24 protein-coding genes and 1 tRNA gene are annotated in these 18,134 nt (G+C 72.3%); 13 read left to right on the forward strand and 12 right to left on the reverse strand.

Going from position 1 to position 18,134, the window contains the following annotated elements:
* The gene (locus AB0J40_RS34850) at positions 1-627 is read left to right on the forward strand and encodes a TetR family transcriptional regulator (protein ID WP_364461856.1); all 627 of its coding nucleotides are present in this window, start codon (positions 1-3) and stop codon (positions 625-627) included.
* A gap of 1 nt (position 628) precedes the next feature.
* Here the strand turns inward: AB0J40_RS34850 and AB0J40_RS34855 are convergent, their stop codons facing one another.
* From AB0J40_RS34855 to AB0J40_RS34870, 4 genes are read right to left on the reverse strand one after another with little or no spacing between them, the layout of a single operon-like run.
* Positions 629-1,456 (reverse strand): haloalkane dehalogenase, encoded by an 828-nt coding sequence (locus AB0J40_RS34855; RefSeq protein WP_364461859.1) that lies wholly within the window; start codon positions 1,454-1,456, stop codon positions 629-631.
* A complete protein-coding gene (locus AB0J40_RS34860; protein WP_364461862.1) occupies positions 1,453-1,896 on the reverse strand; it encodes a MarR family transcriptional regulator in 444 nt (147 codons plus the stop codon). The genes AB0J40_RS34855 and AB0J40_RS34860 overlap by 4 nt, the downstream gene beginning before the upstream one ends.
* Before the next feature lie 36 nt (positions 1,897-1,932).
* Complete coding sequence (locus AB0J40_RS34865; protein ID WP_364462082.1) at positions 1,933-3,126, reverse strand: aminotransferase class V-fold PLP-dependent enzyme; 1,194 nt, start codon at positions 3,124-3,126, stop codon at positions 1,933-1,935.
* Positions 3,123-3,494 carry a DUF5997 family protein gene (locus AB0J40_RS34870; protein WP_364461865.1) on the reverse strand — a complete coding sequence of 124 codons (372 nt, stop codon included), beginning with the start codon at positions 3,492-3,494 and terminating at the stop codon, positions 3,123-3,125. Before AB0J40_RS34870 ends, AB0J40_RS34865 begins: the two co-directional genes overlap by 4 nt.
* A gap of 42 nt (positions 3,495-3,536) precedes the next feature.
* Between AB0J40_RS34870 and AB0J40_RS34875 the strand changes: the two genes are divergently transcribed.
* Positions 3,537-4,250, forward strand: coding sequence for a LysR substrate-binding domain-containing protein (locus AB0J40_RS34875; RefSeq protein WP_364461868.1), 714 nt, complete (start codon positions 3,537-3,539; stop codon positions 4,248-4,250).
* Between the two features lies 1 nt (position 4,251).
* Here the strand turns inward: AB0J40_RS34875 and AB0J40_RS34880 are convergent, their stop codons facing one another.
* Positions 4,252-4,533 carry an isoamylase gene (locus AB0J40_RS34880; protein ID WP_364461871.1) on the reverse strand — a complete coding sequence of 94 codons (282 nt, stop codon included), beginning with the start codon at positions 4,531-4,533 and terminating at the stop codon, positions 4,252-4,254.
* 207 nt (positions 4,534-4,740) lie between these two features.
* On the opposite strand from AB0J40_RS34880, the gene AB0J40_RS34885 reads away from it, so the two are divergent.
* Entirely contained in the window at positions 4,741-5,256 is a 516-nt protein-coding gene (locus AB0J40_RS34885; protein WP_364461874.1) for a hypothetical protein, read from the forward strand.
* A 48-nt stretch (positions 5,257-5,304) separates the two neighbouring features.
* On the forward strand, positions 5,305-5,583 hold the full coding sequence (locus AB0J40_RS34890; protein ID WP_364461877.1) for a hypothetical protein: 279 nt from the start codon (positions 5,305-5,307) through the stop codon (positions 5,581-5,583).
* Here the strand turns inward: AB0J40_RS34890 and AB0J40_RS34895 are convergent.
* Positions 5,509-6,570, reverse strand: coding sequence for a hypothetical protein (locus AB0J40_RS34895; RefSeq protein WP_364461880.1), 1,062 nt, complete (start codon positions 6,568-6,570; stop codon positions 5,509-5,511). The two genes, AB0J40_RS34890 and AB0J40_RS34895, sit on opposite strands and share 75 nt — an antisense overlap.
* Before the next feature lie 122 nt (positions 6,571-6,692).
* Here AB0J40_RS34895 and AB0J40_RS34900 point away from each other — a divergent pair, with 122 nt between their 5' ends.
* Genes AB0J40_RS34900 through AB0J40_RS34910 form a run of 3 tightly spaced genes read left to right on the forward strand, consistent with a single transcriptional unit; the run spans position 6,693 to position 9,075 of the window.
* On the forward strand, positions 6,693-7,649 hold the full coding sequence (locus tag AB0J40_RS34900; RefSeq protein WP_364461883.1) for a hypothetical protein: 957 nt from the start codon (positions 6,693-6,695) through the stop codon (positions 7,647-7,649).
* A gap of 44 nt (positions 7,650-7,693) precedes the next feature.
* A complete protein-coding gene (locus AB0J40_RS34905) occupies positions 7,694-8,491 on the forward strand; it encodes a metalloregulator ArsR/SmtB family transcription factor (protein ID WP_364461886.1) in 798 nt (265 codons plus the stop codon).
* Positions 8,488-9,075, forward strand: a complete 588-nt coding sequence (locus tag AB0J40_RS34910; RefSeq protein WP_364461889.1) for a dihydrofolate reductase family protein — start codon at positions 8,488-8,490, stop codon at positions 9,073-9,075. The genes AB0J40_RS34905 and AB0J40_RS34910 overlap by 4 nt, the downstream gene beginning before the upstream one ends.
* A 149-nt stretch (positions 9,076-9,224) precedes the next feature.
* Here the strand turns inward: AB0J40_RS34910 and AB0J40_RS34915 are convergent.
* A tRNA-Ile gene (locus tag AB0J40_RS34915) sits at positions 9,225-9,298 on the reverse strand.
* Between the two features lie 229 nt (positions 9,299-9,527).
* Here AB0J40_RS34915 and AB0J40_RS34920 point away from each other — a divergent pair.
* Positions 9,528-9,761, forward strand: a complete 234-nt coding sequence (locus tag AB0J40_RS34920) for a hypothetical protein (RefSeq protein WP_364462085.1) — start codon at positions 9,528-9,530, stop codon at positions 9,759-9,761.
* Between the two features lie 132 nt (positions 9,762-9,893).
* Here AB0J40_RS34920 and AB0J40_RS34925 read toward each other — a convergent pair whose 3' ends face one another.
* Both AB0J40_RS34925 and AB0J40_RS34930 read right to left on the reverse strand, forming a co-directional pair.
* Positions 9,894-10,415, reverse strand: coding sequence for a dihydrofolate reductase family protein (locus tag AB0J40_RS34925; RefSeq protein ID WP_364461892.1), 522 nt, complete (start codon positions 10,413-10,415; stop codon positions 9,894-9,896).
* A gap of 67 nt (positions 10,416-10,482) precedes the next feature.
* On the reverse strand, positions 10,483-11,451 hold the full coding sequence (locus AB0J40_RS34930) for a bile acid:sodium symporter family protein (protein ID WP_364461895.1): 969 nt from the start codon (positions 11,449-11,451) through the stop codon (positions 10,483-10,485).
* Positions 11,452-11,547: 96 nt separating this feature from the next.
* On the opposite strand from AB0J40_RS34930, the gene AB0J40_RS34935 reads away from it, so the two are divergent.
* A complete protein-coding gene (locus AB0J40_RS34935) occupies positions 11,548-12,381 on the forward strand; it encodes a LysR substrate-binding domain-containing protein (RefSeq protein WP_364461898.1) in 834 nt (277 codons plus the stop codon).
* Here the strand turns inward: AB0J40_RS34935 and shbA are convergent.
* Entirely contained in the window at positions 12,378-12,974 is a 597-nt protein-coding gene (shbA, locus tag AB0J40_RS34940; RefSeq protein WP_364462088.1) for an RNA polymerase sigma factor ShbA, read from the reverse strand. The two genes, AB0J40_RS34935 and shbA, sit on opposite strands and share 4 nt — an antisense overlap.
* Before the next feature lie 146 nt (positions 12,975-13,120).
* A complete protein-coding gene (locus tag AB0J40_RS34945; RefSeq protein WP_364461901.1) occupies positions 13,121-13,606 on the reverse strand; it encodes a sigma-70 family RNA polymerase sigma factor in 486 nt (161 codons plus the stop codon).
* A gap of 159 nt (positions 13,607-13,765) precedes the next feature.
* On the opposite strand from AB0J40_RS34945, the gene AB0J40_RS34950 reads away from it, so the two are divergent.
* Entirely contained in the window at positions 13,766-14,398 is a 633-nt protein-coding gene (locus AB0J40_RS34950) for an endonuclease (protein ID WP_364461904.1), read from the forward strand.
* A 193-nt stretch (positions 14,399-14,591) separates the two neighbouring features.
* The gene (locus AB0J40_RS34955; protein WP_086679434.1) at positions 14,592-14,855 is read left to right on the forward strand and encodes a WhiB family transcriptional regulator; all 264 of its coding nucleotides are present in this window, start codon (positions 14,592-14,594) and stop codon (positions 14,853-14,855) included.
* Between the two features lie 145 nt (positions 14,856-15,000).
* On the opposite strand, the gene AB0J40_RS34960 is transcribed toward AB0J40_RS34955, so the two are convergent.
* Entirely contained in the window at positions 15,001-15,975 is a 975-nt protein-coding gene (locus AB0J40_RS34960) for an RNA polymerase subunit sigma-70 (protein WP_364461907.1), read from the reverse strand.
* Between the two features lie 41 nt (positions 15,976-16,016).
* Between AB0J40_RS34960 and AB0J40_RS34965 the strand changes: the two genes are divergently transcribed.
* Entirely contained in the window at positions 16,017-16,742 is a 726-nt protein-coding gene (locus AB0J40_RS34965) for an SDR family NAD(P)-dependent oxidoreductase (RefSeq protein WP_364461910.1), read from the forward strand.
* Between the two features lie 187 nt (positions 16,743-16,929).
* On the forward strand, positions 16,930-18,132 hold the full coding sequence (locus AB0J40_RS34970; protein ID WP_364461913.1) for an LCP family protein: 1,203 nt from the start codon (positions 16,930-16,932) through the stop codon (positions 18,130-18,132).
* The last annotated feature ends 2 nt before the right edge of the window (positions 18,133-18,134 follow it).

The following is an 18,134-nucleotide window of genomic DNA, read 5'->3' on the forward strand; positions in this document are numbered from 1 at the left end:
ATGGCGATCATGAGTGCGGCACTTCCGGCGGCGCCCGAGGGTGGTCAGCACCGGCGGCCGATCATCACCGCGGCGATCGAGCTGACCGCGCGGTCCGGCTGGCAGGCGGTCACGATGGCCCGGCTGGCCGAGGTCGTCGGCGTCAGCCGCCAGACCGTCTACAACGAGATCGGCTCGAAGGCCGCGCTGGCCGAAGCGATGGTCACGCACGAGCTGGACCGGTTCCTCTCGGTCGTCGACGCCGCGTTCGCCCGCCACGAAGACGACCTGGTCGAGGCGATCTACGACGCCGTCCGGGCGGTCCTCGAGCTGGCCGACGACAACACGCTCCTGCGGGCGATCGCGTCCGCGACGCACGGCACGGCCTCGGAGCTGCTGCCGCTGCTGACCACGGAGGCGGGAACGCTGCTGACGCAGGCGAAGGGGATGCTGACCGCGCGCGTGGCGGCCTACGACCCGCCGTTCACCGGCGAGCAGCTCGCCGTGGTCATCGACCTCGTCGTCCGGACGGTGCTGAGCCACGTGATGCAGCCCTCGGACACCCCGGCCCGCACCGCCGACGCGCTGGCGTGGGTCGCGGCCCGCGTCCTCGGCGTGGACACGACCCCGCCGCTGCGGCACCGCTGACTCACCGCAGCGCGTGCCGGTCCAGCCACGCCGCGACCTCGGCGGCGATCTCCTTCGGCCGGTCCTCGTGGGCGTGGTGCCCGGCTTCGCCGCACGCGACGACGTCGAGCGCGGCGACGTTCTCCCGGCACCACTGCGCCACCTTCTCGCCGATGAGCAACGTGGGGGAGCCCTCGAACGTCATGAGCAGCTTCGGCGTCCCGGTGCTGGTGGCCAGCCACTCGTCGTAGGCCTCGACGCGCGCGACGACTTCGGCCGGCTCGCCGCCGAGGGGCAGCTGCCGCGCCCACGCCAGGATCGGGCGGCGGCTGTCCGGCGTGGGGAACGGCGCGAGGTAGGGCTCGAGGTCCGCCACCGGCGTGCGCACGCCGCCGGTGAACGCCTGCCGCACGAACAGGTTCTCTTCCAGCACCATGTGCTCGCCGACGCCGGGCGTGCGGATCTTGCGCGTGCGCTCCGCGGCCTGCGGTGACACGTCGTCCCAGGCCATCGGCTTGACGATCGTCTCGAAGAACGCCACCCCGCGGACGCGGCCCGGGTGCCGGGCGGCGAAGTCGAAGGCGAGCGCGCCACCCCAGTCGTGCCCGACGAGGACGACGTCGTCGAGGCCGAGCGCGTCGAACCACTCGTCGAGGTGGCGGGCGTGGTCGGCGAAGGAGTACGCGATGTCCGGCTTGGGCGACCGGCCCATGCCGATGAGGTCGGGGGCCAGCAGGTGGCCGGCGCCGACGTGCGGCAGGACGTTGCGCCAGCCGTAGGACGAGCCGGGGTTGCCGTGCAGGAAGACGATCGGGGTGCCGTCGCCGGATTCTTCGTGGTACAGCGTCATTTCTCGTCCTTCAGCGGGGTTTCGAGGAGGAGCGTGAGTTCGCGGCTCAGGGCCGCGGTGCGGTCGCCGTCGCGGCCGCCGAGGGGTGCGAGCAGCCGGTCGAGGAGTTCGGCGACGGTGGCGATCGCGGGCTCGACGACCTCGTGGCCGCGTGCGGTCAGGCGCAGCCGGATCGTGCGGGTGTCCGCGGGGTCGCGGGTGCGCTCGATCAGGCCGTCGGCGTCGAGGGAGCGCGCGAGCTTCGAGGTGTAGAGGGCTTCCAGCCCGGTCTCGTCAGCGAGTTCCCGCTGGCTGGGGGTGGTTCCGGCGCGTTCCAGGCCGAAGAGCGATGCCAGGAAGACGTACTGCGCGTGCGTGAGGCCCGCGGGGGCCAACGCGCGGTCGACCGCCACGCGCCACTTCGTGGAGAGCCGCCAGATGAGGTGCCCGGGTGTGCTCATGCCAAAAACTGTACATGGCTATCAAGTACATGGCTACTATCCGGCGAGTTCGCGAATCCGTTCCAGCGCGGCACGGACTTCGGTGAAGCTCGTCGTCAGCGGGCTCAGCCCGATGCGGATGCCGTCGGGGCGGCGGAAGTCGATCAGCACGCCGTTGTCGATGAGCACGCGGGACAGCCGTTCGGCGTCGGGGTGCCGCAGGGTGACGTGACCGCCGCGGCGCGCGTCCTCCCGCGGCGAAGCCACGGTGAACCCGAGCGGCACGAGCCACTCGTCGGCGAGGTCGAGCACCCACCGCCCGAGCGCGACGGCCTTGGCCCGCACCCGCTCGATCCCCGCTTCGGCCAGCAGCGCCACGCCTTCCTGGACGCCCACCATGCCGAGCACCGGCGGCGTCCCCGACAGCGCGCGGCGGATGCCGGGCGCCGGCACGTACCGCTCGGCCATCCCGAACGTGTCGGCCGCGCCCATCCAGCCGGTGATCGGCTGCCCGAACGCCTCGTGGTGGCGCGCGTTGACGTAGAGGAACGCGGGCGCGCCGGGGCCGGCGTTGAGGAACTTGTACGTGCAGCCGACCGCGAAGTCGGCGCCGTCGGCGTCCAGCGCGACCGGGATCGAGCCGACGCTGTGGCAGAGGTCCCAGACCGTCAGGCCGCCGCGGTCGTGCACCACCCGCGTGATCCCGGCGAGGTCGGCGATCGCGGCCGAGCGGTAGTCCACATGGGACAGCACGACCGCCGCCGTGCGCGCTCCGGTGACCGCGGCGACGTCGTCGGCGCTGTCGATCCACCGGACGGTCAGGCCGAGTTCGGCGGCGACGCTGTCGACGAGGAACCGGTCGGTGGGGAAGTTCGCGGTGTCCGTGACGATCTCGTCGCGCCCCGGTCGCAGCGCGACGGCCGCCCGGATCACCTTGTACAGGCACACGGAGGTCGAGTCGGCGACGATGGTCTGCCCCGGCGCGGCCCCGAGGGCGACCCGGCCCAGCTCGTCCCCGATCCGCTCGGGCAGCTCGAGCCAGCGCTCGTCCCAGGACCGGATCAACCGGGTGCCCCACTGCTCGGCGACGACCTCCTGGAGGCGCTCGGCGGTGGCGAGCAGCGGACGGCCCAGCGAGTTCCCGTCCAGGTAGGCGACGACGCTCTCGTCGGTGATCGGGACGAACCGGTCCCGGAACGCGGCCAGCTCGTCCGCGGCGTCGAGGCGCGCGGCCTCTTCGAGCGTGGTCAGCGGTTCTTCTCCTTGACCCGCACGGTTTCCTTGCGCACCTCGGCCTGGGTGGCGCGTTCGCGCACCAGCCAGTCGGGGTTCTCGGCCTTGATCGCCTCGATCTGCTCGGTGGTGAGCGCCTCGGTGATGCCGCCGCGGGTGAGGCCGCCGATGGAGACGCCCAGCTTCGCCGCGACGACCGGCCGCGGGTGCGGGCCGGTGCGGCGCAGCTCGCGCAGCCACTCCGGCGGGTCGGCCTGCAGCGCGTTCAGCTCGTCGCGCGAGACGACACCCTCCTGGAACTCCGGGGGCGTGGCTTCGAGGTACACACCCAGCTTCTTCGCCGCCGTCGCGGGCTTCATCGTCTGGGTGGTCTTGTGCGACGTCATGCCGTCCAGGGTAGCCAGCGCCCCGCCCGGTAGCCTGACCCGGTGACCTCGTTCCGACTCGCGTACGTCCCGGGCGCGACACCCGCCAAGTGGGTGCGGACCTGGGGCGAGCGGCAGCCGGACGTGCCGCTGGAGCTGGTGCCGGTGGCCCCGGCGGACGCGGCGGAGCTGCTCCGCGCGCGCGGGGCGGACGCGGCGCTGCTGCGATCCCCGATCGACCGCGACGGCCTCCACGCGATCCCGCTGTACACGGAGACGACGGTGGTGGTCGTCCCGAAGGACCACCTGATCGCGGCGGCCGACGAAGTGTCCACAGCGGACTTGGCGGACGACGTCGTGCTGCACCCCATGGAGGACACGCTGGAGTGGGCCGAGCTCCCGGGCCGCCCGGCGGTTTCCCGCCCCGAGACGACGGCGGACGCGATCGAGCTGGTGGCGGCGGGCGTGGGCGTGCTGGTGGTCCCGCAGTCGGTGGCCCGCCTGCACCACCGCCGCGACCTGACGTACCGGACGGTGACGGACGCACCGCAGTCGAGCGTGGCGCTGTCCTGGCTGGAGGAGGAGACGACGGAGCTGATGGAGACGTTCATCGGCATCGTCCGCGGCCGCACGGTCAACAGCACGCGCGGCCGCCAGCAACCTCCTGCGCCGGAAAAGAAGCGGCCGGAGCGCAAGCTTGCGGCGCCGAAGAAGCCGGTGGCCCGGCGGACCGGTGGCGGTGCCCCTAAGCGGGGCAAGCCGCGCCGGAGGTCCTGACTCAGTTCGTCGCGTAGACGCAGTTGCCGTCCGCCCGGTCCGGCAGGTCGGGGTCGTCGAACCAGTGGCCGTTCTCGCCGAGGTAGCGGAACTGGAGCACCGTGCCCGGCGCGACCTCCACCGAAGCCGAGCGGCGGCCGTTGGAGCGCGGGGTCAGGTGGTGGCGGCCGGGCGTCCAGTCGTTGAACGACCCCACCACGCTCACCTTTCCGGGTGGCGCCCCGACCGGGAGGCTGAACGTGACGCGCTGGGTGCCGGCCCGGCTCTTGCTGGTCTTGATCACGTGCTGCGGCCTTTCGGGGAGGGCGGGAAGGAGGGGCGTGCTCGGCACTGAGCGCCGACATGATGACACAGCCGTGACCGAACGGTCACCCGCAGTGCCCGAAGGTGGTACGCAGCCGCTCAACGGTTCGCCACCGACCGGGTGGTCCTGCCGCGAACCATGATCATCTTGCTGCCGGACGTGCTTTCCGGTGCGAGACTGACTGCCGTGACCGTCGCCGCTGATAGTCAAGTCAAGGACCCGTGTGCCTGGCTCAGCGCCGTCACCCTCGATCTCGCCGGCGCTCACCCCGCCGACACGCGAGGGGTGCTCTTGACGGTGTGGGACGGGTTGGTCGCCGCCCGGCTCGCCGGGCTGCACGCCGCCGCGGCTTCGCCCCGCTGGCAGGCTCGGCAACTGCACGCCGAAGCGGTCGAGTTCGACCTCGCGCTCCAGCTGGCCCGCAACGGCGCCATCGGCCCCGGCCTGGCCATCCCGGCCCGGCTGCCCGGAGCCGCGGTCGCTTGGCCGGTCGCGCGGGCCGACGCCGCCGTCGCCGCGATCATCTCCTTCTGCGCCACGGCCGAAACGATGCTCCGCCGGGCCGGCGAGCTGACCCCGGTGTGGGAGGACAGCCTGCTCGGGCCGGTCGCGCTGACCCGCTGGCTGGCCGACTGCTGGACGGGCCGCCACACGGGCTGCCCGCTGCGGTTGCCGGTGCCGCCGCCGTCGTGGTGGCGTTGACGGCCGTCCGTCAGGGGAAGGCTGGACGCGGGGAGAAAGGAGGCCGGGGTGGCCGCATCAGCTGTCCCGCCCACGAGACTCGCGGCGCGGACCCGCGCGGCGGTGCGCGCGGTCCTGCTGGCCGAGCTGTCCTCGGCGGGCACCCGGGCGCGAGCCGCGGGCTGCCCACCGGAGACGCTGTTCGAGGTGCTGGACGCCCGATTGTGCGCGGCGGCCGAAGAGGTGACCGCCGGTCGGCCGGCGGCCGCGCGCTCAGCGGCCGAGGATCGCGAGCACCGTCGCGACGATCCCGTCGAGCCGGGCTTCGTCGGCGAGGGCCGTGGCTAGCCAGTCGTCGAGCGTGGACCCCTTGTGCGGCAACCGGTCGAGCGCGCCGCCGCCGGCTCCGAACACCCGCCGGACGACCGTGCGCACCGCCGTCGGCGGGTCCTCGCCGCGGTCCAGCCTTGCCTCGATCGCGCGCAGCGCCTGCTCGGCCAGGCCCGCCAACCGGGCGTCGTCCGCTTCGGCCTCACCCACCAGCTGCAGCGGGACGGGCTCGGCCGCGCCGTCCGCCGGCATCGGGGCCACCGGGGCCCGCTTGTGCCCGAGCGGCCGTTCGACGTGCTCGGCGTACCACTTCGGCCTCGTGCTCATCGCCGCCAGCACCTGCCGCACCTCGAGGTCGAGCGTGTCGCGGCCCGGCGGCGGCGCGCCCCGGACCTCGGCCCGGCGCGCCGCCCAGCCGTCCAGTGGCCACAGCTCCGCGCCCGCCGTCGCCGGCACCCCGGCCCACACGAGGATCTGCACGGCGAGGTCGCACAGCCACGGGTCGCCGCCGAGCGCGTCGCCGAGCCACGCCGGGAGGCGAGGCCGTTGCAGGGCCCCGATTTCGCCGCGGCGCCGGCGGTGCGCGTCGACCGTCGCGGGGCTCAGCCGGGTCGCCAGCCAGCCGTCGAAGTTCTCGATCGGGTCGGTCGCGCGCCGCAGCGCGTGCTCCACGACGGCTTCGACGTCGTCGTGGAAGCGGTCCAGGCAGTCCGGGCGCAGCCATTCCAGCCCGCGCGCGCAGTCCGGGTGCCGCCGCTGCCGTTCGAGTGGTCTGGTGATCCGCGCGAAGACCAGTGGCCAGGCCACCGTGTAGACCGCCCCGCGCAACCGGGCGAGGTCGCCGGGCGGGGCGGCCGACGCGGAGCCGGCGAGCCTGCCGTCGCGGGCCAGCCGGCGGACGCCGTCGACGTCCGCCGGTCCCGCGCACGGAAAAGTGGTGTCGAGCAACCCGTCCTCCCCGATGCCGTCGACCGGGACATGGTCGGTCAGCCGGGGAACGGGCAAAGGCCGCCCGCGGGCCGAATCAGCGCGGAACTGGCCACGCGCTGGCCAACCCGGGAATCACCTGATCGGCGCAGGCGCTGCCGCCGATCGCGCGGAAGTCCGCGTGCCACAATCGAAACCCCATGGCACACGAGGACGGGTTGCTCCGCGAGCTCACGACGTTGCGCCGCGGCTGGGGTCTGGAGGCCGAACGGCTGCGCGACCGGCTCGGGCCGATCGTCGCCGGGTGGTGCGAAATCCACCGCACCGCGAACGACCGCGAAGCGCGGCGGGTGCTGCGCGACGCGATTTCCGCCGCGATCGCGGAGTTCCCGGCCGACGACCGGCTCGCGGTCAACGTCGCGCTGGGCATCGCCCCGGGCTCGCAGCACGCTCTGCTCAGCGACCGGGTGGGTGTCCTCGCCGATCGGTTGCGCGTCTCCGAACGCACGGCGCGGCGCCGCATCGACCGGTCCTTCGCCCGGCTGGCCGCCGAGATCGAGGCCGCCGCGCGGCCCGGCGACGACGTCCCGGACCCCGACCAGGGCTGGTTCGTCAAGCGGCTGCGGGCCATCGTCCGGCTGGACACGCCGGAGCCGGAGCTGATCGAGGAACGGCTGATCGTCGCGACCCGCGACGGCCTGAGCCGGATCGCCGCCCAGTTCACCGTGCCCCGCCTCGAAGACGGCGGCGACGGCGAACGCCAGGTGGCCGCCGACGCCCAGCACGGCGTCCGCATCACCGACGCGAAACGGGTGGGGCAGCGGCACTTCCGCTGGCTCCTGGACCTCCCGCGGCCGTTGTCGCGCGGCGACACCCACACCTATGCGCTGGTGGTCCGGATCCGGGACGGCCTGCCGATCCGGCCGTCGTACACGTTCGTGCCGCTGGTGGCGTGCGAGTCGTTCACCGTGCGGGTCCGCTTCGACCCGCGGCGGCTGCCCTGGCGGGTGTGGCGGGTGGACCGGGTGCCCCCGTCGGTGCTCGCCGACCCGCCGCAGCCGGGCGCACCGCTGCCGCTCGACGGTGCGTGCGAGGTCGCGCAGGAGTTCACCGCCCCGCAGCTGGGCTATGCGTACGGTCTGCGCTGGCTCACCTAAAGTATTCCTTGACCTGAATATTCTGCTGTGTGAATACTGGCCGCATGGACGCGATCGCGGCAGCACTGGGCGACGCGGCGCGGTGGCGTCTCGTCGAGCTCCTGGCCGAGCGTCCCCGGTCGGTGGGCGAGCTCGCGGAGCTGACGGGGTTGCGCCAGCCGCAGACGACGAAGCACCTGCAGACGCTGGCGCGCGCCGGGCTGGTGACGGTGTTCCCGTTGGGGCAGCGCCGCGTATACGCGCTCGAAGCGGAGCCGCTCGCGGCGTTCGCGGGCCGGCTGGCGGACCTGGCGAAGCAGGTCGAAGCGCACCAGAGCGAGCGTGACGTCGTCGCGCGGTATCGCGAAGCGGTGGAGGCGGAGACGGCGGCCGCGGACGGGGACCGCTGGGCGGACGGGCGGGCGTTCGGGTTCGAGCGCGTGCTGCCGGCGGCCCGCGACGTGGTCTGGCGGTACTGGACGGACCCGGCGCTGCTGGCGTCGTGGTGGGTGCCGCCGTCGATGACGGTGACGACGTGCCTCCTCGAGCCCCGTCCGGGAGGCCGGGCGGCGCTGGCCTACCGCGACCCGGACGGCGAGTACCGCTCGGAAGGCTGGGTCCGGGTGGCGGACGAGCCGGGGCGCCTGGCGTTCGACCTGGCGGTAACGGGGAGGGCGTCCTTCACGGGCCACTACGACCTGGAGCTGACAGCGGTGCCGGGCGGCACCAGGTTGCGCCTGGGCTTGCGCATCACGGCGACCACGGTGGAGGCGGCACCGGCGATCGCGGGAATCGAAACGGGCTGGACCCAGGTCCTGGACCGCTTGACGGAAGTACTGACGAAGCGAAAGGGACAAGAATGACCCGCAGGGTGACGGCAAACCTGAGCCTGACACTGGACGGCCATTACCACGGCCCCGGAGGCCCCACGGACATGGGAGCAATAGTCTCGTACGCGACAACGGAGGTAGCCCGCCGCCACTTGACCCGAATCTGGGAGAAGGCAACAACGGCGGTACTGGGCCGCCGAAACGCGGAAGGTTTCCTGGGTTTCTGGCCAACGGTGGCAGCAGACGAGAATGCGGACCCCCGCGACCGAGCATACGCAAAGTGGCTGTCAGAGACAGAAAAGGTGGTGTTCTCAACAACTCTGACAGAGCCACCCTGGAACCACACAAGAGTGGTGAACGCCCCGCCGGCAGAGGTAATCGCAGACCTGCAAAAAACCGGATCGGGAGACATCCTGATCAACAGCAGCGCAAGCGTCATAAAACCATTACTGGCAGCAGACGCATTGGACCGCCTATACCTGATGATCTGCCCGGAGATAACGGGCGGAGGAGAGCGCCTGTTCGAGAACGGACTAAGGGCATCATCGTGGAACCTGACGCACCAGGAAGCAGGCGAACAGGGCGAACTGGCCCTGGTATACGACCGCAGGCGTTAAATCCTTTGTGGACCAACGCAGGCCGGCATGCCAAGGTGACCACACGGACGGGGGTCCGGGGGCGAGCCCCCGGGCGGGGTGTGGGGGTTGCACCCCCACAGGGAGGAAGCGAACCGAAGGGGTCCGAGCGAAGCGAGGACCACGAAGGGTAGGGCGGGCGGGGCTCGAACCCGCGGCCAAGGGATTATGAGTCCCCTGCTCTAACCAACTGAGCTACCGCCCCCTGGCCCCGGCGCGCTGGCGGCTCGGGGATGTGCGTTTGCACAGAAGACCCAGTTCGCTTCAAGTTATCACAGCGGCCATCCGGGCAGATCCGGTAGGCCAATCAGGTTGAAGTGGCCACCGGGTGGCGCAAGCTCGTCTAGGTTGCAAGGGCGTCGCCGCTGAACGGAACGGCGGGAGGGTGAGCGATGGTCACGGCCCCGCGAGCCACCCCGTGCGAGCCGCGTGCTGTGCGGTTGGCGTTGCTGGACGCACTCACCGCCGGGGCGGGTCTGGGGTTCCTGGCGCACCAGTACCGGGAGGCGCTCGTGGCGAACCTCGCGGCCATCGGCCTGGGATTGTTGCTCGTCGGCGCGTTGGGGTTCGTGGTCCGTGCGGCGGTGCGGTCGTTGCGCCGCGCGAACCGCCGGGTGGAGCAGATTTTCGCGGAGGAGTTGCGGAAGCCGTCGCCGCGGCCGCGGTGAAGTGCGGATTCCATTCAGGTTCCGCCGCCTGAGGTAGTGGTGGGGAACGACGGTGGAGTCGACGGACCGCAAGCCCAATAGGTGAACCAGATCTGGCCGACCTCGTTCGGCAATCGGTACACAGTGGACGGATCACCGCACCCGGTACCAGGCGTTGGCGATCGGCCCGGCGTGGCTCAGCTCCAGGACTTCCAACCGCACCGGCGCACCGCCCGGCCGCTCGAACAGCCGCACCCCGTCGCCGAGCAGCACTGGTGCGATGTGCACGAGCACCTCGTCCAGCAGCCCGGCTTCCCAGCACCGCCGGGCCGTCGCCGCGCCCAGCACCGCCACATACCCGTCACCGGCCGCCGCGGAAGCCGACGACACCGCCTCCCCGAGGTCGGGGACCAGCGTGAACCCCGGTGACGGTGCCGCCGAGCGCGTCACCACGAAGATCGGTCCCTCCCAGCGGCCGCCGTAGACCTTTCCCTCCGCCGTCGTCGCCGGGGCGTACGTGTTGTGCCCCATCACGATCGCCCCGATCCCGCCGATCACCCGCTCGACGACCGGGTTCGGCCCCGCGTGCAGGCCGGACAGCCACGTCATGTCGTCGCCGGGTGCCGCGACGAAGCCGTCGAGGGACATCGTGATGTGGTACAGGACCTTCGCCATGGTGCCGCCTTCCGAGTGGGTGTCACCACGTACTGACGAAGGCCGCCGGAAAACTCATCGGTCGAAATCAGGCCGGGACGAGTTCCCGCGTGGTGGCGTACCGCCGCGCCAGCGACGCGCAGACGATCAGCTGGATCTGGTGGAACAGCATCAGCGGCAGCACGATCAGCCCCACCTGCGCGTGCCCGAACAGCACCGTCGCCATCGGCAGCCCGCTCGCCAGGCTCTTCTTCGACCCGCAGAACACGATGGTGATCCGGTCCGCGCGCGCGAAACCCAGCAGCCGGGCACTCCAGCTCGTCGCCCCCAGCACCGCCGCGAGCAGCACGCCGCAGAGGCCGACCAGGACCAGCAGCGGGACGACGTCGAGCCGGTGCCAGATGCCCTCGGTCATGCCCGCGCTGAACGCCGTGTACACCACCAGCAGGATCGACCCGCGGTCGAACAGCTTGAGCGGCGCGGAATTGCGGGTGATCCAGTCGCCGATCCAGCGCCGCGCCAGCTGGCCCGCGACGAACGGCGCCAGCAGCTGCAGCACGATCCCGAGCACCGCCGAACCGTCGACGCCCGCGCCGTCGCCGGACAGCAGCAGCGCCACCAGCAGCGGCGTCAGCACGATCCCGGCCAGGTTGGACAGCGACGCGCTGCAGATCGCCGCCGCGACGTTGCCGCGGGCGATCGAGGTGAACGCGATCGACGACTGGACCGTCGAGGGCAGCACCGCGAGGAACAGCACCCCGGCGGCGAGCTCGGCGGGCAGCACCGACGCCGGCAGCAGCGTGAGCGCCAGGCCGAGCAGCGGGAACAGCACGAACGTGGCGGCCAGCACGACCGCGTGCAGCCGCCAGTGGCGCAGCCCGTCGAGGGCCTCCTGCGTGGACAACCGGGCGCCGTACAGGAAGAACAGCAGCCCGACGGCGATCGTCGTCGCCGTGCTGAAACCGTCCGCCACGACACCCGAAGCGGGCAGCAGGGTGGCGACCCCGACGGTGGCGAGGATGGCGAGGACGAACGGGTCGAGACGTATCCGGGACATGGATCTCCTTCCACGGCAATTCTCGGTGCCCGGACGCTCATTGTGAACCCCGATGACCGGACTGACTGTCATCGCGAATCGCGATAAAGTGGCCGCGTGCTCGACCCGCGCCTGTGCCGCTCGTTCCTCGCCGTCGCCGAGACGCGCAGCTTCACCGCGGCCGCGCGGCGCCTGGGCGTCGGCCAGCCGACCGTCAGCCAGCACGTCCGGCGCCTGGAGCGCGACTCCGGCGGGCTGCTCTTCGCGCGCGACACCCACACGGTCGAGCTCACCGCGCGCGGGCAGGCGATGCTGGGGTTCGCGCAGACCGTCGTGGACACCGAGGAACGCGCGGAGCGGCACTTCCGCGGCGCCGAGCTGCGCGGCCGGGTCCGCTTCGGCGTCTCGGAGGACTTCGCGCTCGGCGAGCTGCCGGAGATCCTGAACCGGCTGCGCCTCAGCCACCCGCTGGTGGACGTCGAGCTGACCGTGGAGCTGTCGGACGTTCTCGCCCAGCGGCTGCGCGCCGGCCAGCTGGACCTGGTGCTGGGCAAGCGCCGCCCGGGCACGCACCGCGGGCGGCTGCTCTGGCGGGAGCCGCTGGTCTGGATCGGCTCGGCGGCGACGGTGCTGGAGCCCGGCCGTCCGGTGCCCCTGGTGCAGTACCCGATGCCGTCGATCACGCGGCAGCTCGCCGTCGAGTGCCTCGAACGGGCGGGCCTCGAGTGGCGCGCCGCGTGCCAGACGTCGAGCCTCACCGGCCTGCGGGCCGCCGCGGCCGCCGGGCTCGGCGTCACCCTGCACGCGCGCAGCCTGGTGCCCGCCGACCTCGTCGAGCTGCCCGGCCTGCCCGAACCCGGCGACATCGAGTTCATGCTGCTGGCCCGCGAGTCGAAGGAAGGACCGGCGGCGGCGCTGGAGGAGTTCGTCCTCGACTACGTGCGGCGCTAGTCCTCTTCGCCCGTCAAAAGTCTTCGCAGCCGCCCCAGCGCGCGGTGCTGGGCGACGCGGACCGCGCCCGGCGTCGAGCCGACCGCGTCCGCGGTCTCCTCCGCCGACAGCCCGACGACCACGCGCAGCACGACGATCTCGCGCTGCTTGGCCGGCAGGACGTCCAGCAGCCGCGCCAGCCGCTCGTTGAGCTCGAACCGCAGGGCGTGCTGCTCCGGACCGTCCGCTTCGGACACCCCGTCGGGGATCTCCGGGACCGGGTCGGAGCGGTTGCGGGCCGCGGCGCGGTGGGCGTCGGCGACCTTGTGCTGGGCGATGCCGTAGACGAACGCGAGGAACGGGCGGCCCTGGTCCCGGTAGGACGGCAGCGCCGTGAGCACGGCGACGCACACCTCCTGGGCGACGTCGTCGGCCGAGGCGAAGGACCGCTCGTGCCGTCCGACGCGGGCGCGGCAGTAGCGGACCACCAGCGGCCGGATGGTGGCGAGCAGGCGGGCGGTCGCGGCGCCGTCGCCGGCGATCGCGTCCGCGACCGGCTCGTCGTGGCGCCGCCAGTGCGCGGGGAACGCCTCCGGGGGCTGCGTCGCCGCGATCTCGCGGACGAGCGCGCGGCTGCGCACCCGGAGCAGGGTGCCCTCCACGTCGAGGCCCACCCGCAGCGAGTCGTGCAGCGCGGCGTTGGACTCCCGCAGCAGCTCGGTGATCGCCCGGTCCCCGTACTCGGTTGCCGGCATGGTGCTCACCCTTCCCTGTCCCGCTGGTCGCCGGGCGGTGCGGCCCGGTGGCGCCTGAGGCGTTCCCGCACGTGGCGGAGGTTGGAACGGACGGTCGCGGGGGCGATGCGCAGCGCGTTCGCGATCTGCGTCGGCGTGAAGCCGTCGAGCGACCACGCGAGCACCATCCGCTGCTGGCCGGGCAGGGAGGCGAGCAGGTCGAGGAAGCCCGCGTGCTGCTCGACCAGCACGGCCAGCTTCTCGTCGTCCTGCGGGTCGTCCGGCGTCCAGTCCGCGCGCGCGTCGCCGACCGCGTCGAGCAGCCGACCGGCGACGCGGCGCACCCAGGCCCGCGGGTCTTCGGGGACCGGCCACGCCTCCAGCGCGTGCAGCATCGCTTCGACGGCGACGTCACGGGCGATCTCGACCTCGAACCCGGCCTTGCACAGGAACGCCACGAGCGGGGGGAAGTCGGCGCGGAAGAACGCGTCGAAATCGTCGCCAGCGCACACGGACCCCTCACCACCCCTCGCCTCCACTGGAACAAGTGCGCCGAGGTGACTCCCACGTGTAACGATTCGATCAAGACTCCTCGAGGGGAGTAATGGTCTGCTCCGGATCGGTGACGAGGTGTGACGAATGGGCGCGGGCATGTCGGGTACCCGGACCCGATGACCCAGCGAGACACGGTCCGGCGCCTGCTGAAGGAGGCAGGTCCGACCTACGCCGCCGAAGCGGGCATCAAGCTCGCCGACCAGCCCGCGCCGCTCTACCGGCTGCTGGTGCTGTCGGTGCTGCTCTCGACCCGGATCAAGGCGGGCATCGCGGTCGACGCGGCCCGCGAGCTGCGGGCCGCGGGGATGGGCACGGCGAGAGCCATGGCGGACTCGACGTGGCAGGAGCGGGTGGCCGCCCTCGGCCGGGCGCACTACAAGCGCTACGACGAACAGACCGCGACGGCGCTCGGCGAGGGCGCGCGGTACCTGCTCGACGAGTACCGCGGTGACCTGAGACGGGTGCGTGAGGCCGCGAACGGCGAATTCCGGACACTGGCCGGGCTCCTCGGGAAGGTGCCGCGGCTCGGTCCGGTGGGGGCCGACATCTTCGCCAGGGAGGTCCAGCTCGTGTGGCCGGAGTTTCGACCGCACCTGGACGGGAAAGCGTTGCAGGGAGCCGAAAAGCTCGGCCTGCCGACACAACCCGGTCGGCTCGCGAAGCTCGTCGATCCGGGCGACCTCGCGCACCTCGCGGCGGCCCTGGTGCGGGTCACGCTGGAGCGCGGTCTCGCCGATCGGGTGACGTGATCGACATCGAGATCCCGGGAAGAAGGGCGTACTCTCATGTGTTGCAGTCTTGGTTGCCCGGAGGGTGAGCCGGGGACCGAAGCCAAAACCCCCTTGACCCACGCGGATGCGCTCGCGCGCCCGCGAGCGTCAAGTCGGTTGACGCGCCACGACAATGGGAAACGGAAGAAGTAGAGGGAGGTGAACGAAGGAAATGGAAGCCACGATGACGGGCTGGGCGGAACTCGCGGCCTGCAAGGACGAGGACCCGGAACTGTTCTTCCCCATCTCCGCGGTGGGCCCCGGCGCCCGGCAGACAGCGCAGGCCAAGGCCGTGTGCGCGCGCTGCCCGGTGCGCGCCGAATGCCTCGGCTACGCGCTCGACAACGGCCTGGACCACGGTGTTTTCGGCGGGACCACCGCCGAGGACCGACGCCGGCTGGCGCGTACCGCGCCGCAGCGGCACCGAGCTGCTTGATCGCCGCCCGGTGACCTCTTCCCGGCGGCCTCGAGGACGAACCCGAATCGGAAGAATTTCTTTCCGGATGGGTGTGTGCCCGGGCGGGTGATTCCCCGTGAATCGCCCGCCCGGGTTTTTTCACGCCCGCCCGCGGTCATCGTGCTCATTCACGCAGGATTTCCGGCAATCCCCACGCCGCCGCCGGGACGGACTCGAAGGCGGCCAGCTCCGTGATCAGCCCGTGCTCGATCGTGAGCAGGGAGACACCGAACCAGCGGTACCCGGCCTCGCCCGGCCGCCGGAGCCAGGTCGCCACCGCGGGCTGGCGGTTCGCGCGCGTCGGGCGCATCCGGAAGCGGCCGACGCAGTGCGGCGACGCCGGGTCCATGGACAGCGACAGCGCGCGCACGATCGCCGCGGCGCTGCCGAACCAGAGCTCGTACGGCGGCATGACCGCGCGGGCGTCTTCGTGCAGCAGCCGGGCGACGGCTTGCGGGTCGCCGTCTTCGTAGGCGGCGATGAACCGCTTGAGCAGCGCGGTTTCCTCGGCCGTCGGATCGCCGGCCGTCCACTCGGTACGGTGGGCGGGCAGCCGTTCACGCAGGGTCGCCCGGGCCCGCTGGAGGGCGCTGTTCGCCGACGCGACGCTCGTTTCGAGGAGTTCGGCGGTCTCCTTGGCCGACCAGCCGAGGACGTCCCGCAGGACGAGCACCGCGCGCTGCCGCGGCGGCAGGTACTGCACGGCGGCGAGGTAGGCGAGCTCGATGGTCTCCCGTTCGACGACGGCGGCGTCCGGCCCGGCCTCGTCGAGCAGCCGGTCGGGGAAGGGCTCGAGCCACGGCAGATCCGCGGCGGCGATCGGGCCGCCCGGCTCCCCGGCGGGACCGAGCTGATCGGGCAGCACCCGCCGCGGCCGCCGCGCGAGGACGTCGAGGCAGGCGTTGGTGGCGATCCGGTAGAGCCAGGTCCGCACCCCGGCCCGGCCTTCGAAGCGGTCGCGGGCCTTCCAGGCGCGCAGGAAGGTTTCCTGGGTGAGGTCTTCGGCGTCGCCGAGCGAGCCGAGCATCCGGTAGCAGTGCACCTGGATCTCCCGCCGATGCCGTTCGACGAGAGTCTCGAAATCCAGCGCGCGCGCCACCCGGGCACGCTAGCGCACCCGCGGCTGGAAGACTGCCCCCCGTGAGCGGAACAGTCCTCGTCCTCGGCGGCCGCAGCGAAATCGGCCTCGCCGTGGCGCAACGCCTGGCCGGTACCCACGACAAGGTCGTACTGGCCGCCCGGCCCGGCACGGATCTCACCGCCGCCGTCGCCGCCCTCGGGAAAGCCGAAACCGTCGACTTCGACGCCGACGACCTCGCCGCCCACGGCCCCTTCCTGGAGCGGGTCGCCGCCGAGCACGGGCCGCTCGACGTCATCGTGCTCGCCTTCGGCATCCTCGGCGACCAGGCCCGCGCCGAAACCGATGCCGCCCACGCCGCCGCCATCGTGCACACCGACTACGTCGCCCAGGTCGGCGTCCTCACCCACGCCGCGAACCTGCTGCGCGCCCAGGGCCACGGCAGCCTCGTCGTGTTCTCCTCCGTCGCCGGGATCCGCGTGCGCCGCGCCAACTACGTCTACGGCTCCGCCAAGGCCGGTCTCGACGGCTTCGCCGGCGGTCTCGCCGACGCCCTCCACGGCTCCGGGGTCCACCTGCTCCTCGTCCGGCCCGGCTTCGTCATCGGGCGGATGACCGCAGGCATGACCCCGGCGCCGTTCTCGAGCACGCCGGACCAGGTCGCCGACGCCACCGTCGCCGCGCTGCGGAAGCGGCGCGGGGTCGTCTGGGTGCCCGGTGTGCTCCGTCCGGTCTTCTTCGCGATGCGCCTGCTGCCCCGCGCGGTCTGGCGCAGGATGCCACGCTGAGACCACTGTGGTCGCAACCACAGCACTCGCGCGTACACGTTCCGGCACCGTGCGTCGCGAAACCGGCCGGAAAGCTCGGCCGTTCGGCTGGCGTCACAGTATTTCGACAACTTTCTCAGCTGATTCCCAGCTAACGCGGTGATCCTCGAAGGAGGGGAACCACCAGAGGGAAGCAAGGGGAAGTGTCGTGTTGCTGTCGTCCCGGGGGCGTCGCATCGGCGGGCGGGTCGCGCTCGGCGTCGTGTCGGCGCTCGTGCTCGGCGCCACCGGGTACGCCTGGGCACAGCTGAGCAAGCTGGACCACGGCCTCGTCACCGCCGACGTCATCTCACCGTCCGGCCAGGTGGCCGACGATGACGCGATTCCCGGCGAACCGCTCAAAGTGGCCCAGAACATCCTGCTCGTCGGGATCGACGCCCGTACCGACGCCTACGGCAACCCGTTGCCCCAGAACGTGCTCGACGCCTTGCACGCCGGCAGCGGCGACGACGGCGGCGACACCACCGACACGATGATCGTCGTCCACATCCCCGCCGGCGGCGCCGCGGCCACCGCGATCTCGATCCCGCGCGACTCCTATGTGGACATCGCGGACGGCTATGGCAAGCACAAGATCAACTCGGCCTACAGCCGCGGCAAGAACGCCGCGATGTCCGGATTGCGGGCCCAGGGCCTGTCCGGCGCGCAGCTGGAGGTGGCGGCGAACGAGGCGGGCGCGAAGACGGCGATCCAGACCGTGGAGAAGTTCACCGGGCTGACGATCAACCACTACGCGGCCATCAACCTCGCCGGCTTCGACGCGCTGTCGCAGGCCGTCGGCGGCGTCGAGGTCTGCCTCAAGGCGCCGGTGCACGACAGCTACTCCGGCGCGGACTTCCCGGCCGGCCCGCAAACGCTTTCCGGGGCGCAGGCGCTCGCGTTCGTCCGCCAGCGCCACGGCCTGGCCAACGGCGACCTCGACCGCATCGCCCGCCAGCAGGCGTTCCTGTCCGGCATGGCCAAGAAGGTGCTCAGCGCCGGCACGTTCACCGACGTGTCGAAGCTGAACGCCCTGGTCGACGCCGTGCAGGGCTCGGTCGTCCTCGACAAGGGCTGGGACGTGCTCAGCTTCGCGCAGCAGCTGCGGGGGATGAGCTCGGGCGCGATCGCGTTCGCCACGATCCCGGTGCAGAGCCTTTCGCTGGCGACACCGTCGGACGGCGACGCGGTGAAGGTCGACCCGGCGCAGGTCCGGCAGTTCATCCGGACGGCCATCAGCACGCCGGCGGTCCAGGCCTCGGGCGACGACACCGCCGGCGGCGTCAAGCCGGTGGCCGCGACGACGACCCGGACGCCGGCTTCGGACGCGAAGCAGCCGGCGACCAGTACGGCCCCCGGCTGCGTCAACTAGCA

Source organism: Amycolatopsis sp. NPDC049691 (genome assembly GCF_040675005.1).
Classification (GTDB): domain Bacteria; phylum Actinomycetota; class Actinomycetes; order Mycobacteriales; family Pseudonocardiaceae; genus Amycolatopsis.

Bases quoted from the DNA above. Each gene is read 5' to 3' on its own strand.
- AB0J40_RS34950 (WP_364461904.1), top strand. From the start codon at position 13,766: ATGACCCAGCGAGACACGGTCCGGCGCCTGCTGAAGGAGGCAGGTCCG.
- AB0J40_RS34925 (WP_364461892.1), bottom strand. From the start codon at position 10,415: ATGGCGAAGGTCCTGTACCACATCACGATGTCCCTCGACGGCTTCGTC.
- AB0J40_RS34860 (WP_364461862.1), bottom strand. From the start codon at position 1,896: ATGAGCACACCCGGGCACCTCATCTGGCGGCTCTCCACGAAGTGGCGC.
- AB0J40_RS34900 (WP_364461883.1), top strand. From the start codon at position 6,693: ATGGCACACGAGGACGGGTTGCTCCGCGAGCTCACGACGTTGCGCCGC.
- AB0J40_RS34930 (WP_364461895.1), bottom strand. From the start codon at position 11,451: ATGTCCCGGATACGTCTCGACCCGTTCGTCCTCGCCATCCTCGCCACC.
- AB0J40_RS34850 (WP_364461856.1), top strand. From the start codon at position 1: ATGGCGATCATGAGTGCGGCACTTCCGGCGGCGCCCGAGGGTGGTCAG.
- AB0J40_RS34855 (WP_364461859.1), bottom strand. From the start codon at position 1,456: ATGACGCTGTACCACGAAGAATCCGGCGACGGCACCCCGATCGTCTTC.
- AB0J40_RS34910 (WP_364461889.1), top strand. From the start codon at position 8,488: ATGACCCGCAGGGTGACGGCAAACCTGAGCCTGACACTGGACGGCCAT.
- AB0J40_RS34905 (WP_364461886.1), top strand. From the start codon at position 7,694: ATGGACGCGATCGCGGCAGCACTGGGCGACGCGGCGCGGTGGCGTCTC.
- AB0J40_RS34955 (WP_086679434.1), top strand. From the start codon at position 14,592: ATGGAAGCCACGATGACGGGCTGGGCGGAACTCGCGGCCTGCAAGGAC.
- AB0J40_RS34870 (WP_364461865.1), bottom strand. From the start codon at position 3,494: ATGACGTCGCACAAGACCACCCAGACGATGAAGCCCGCGACGGCGGCG.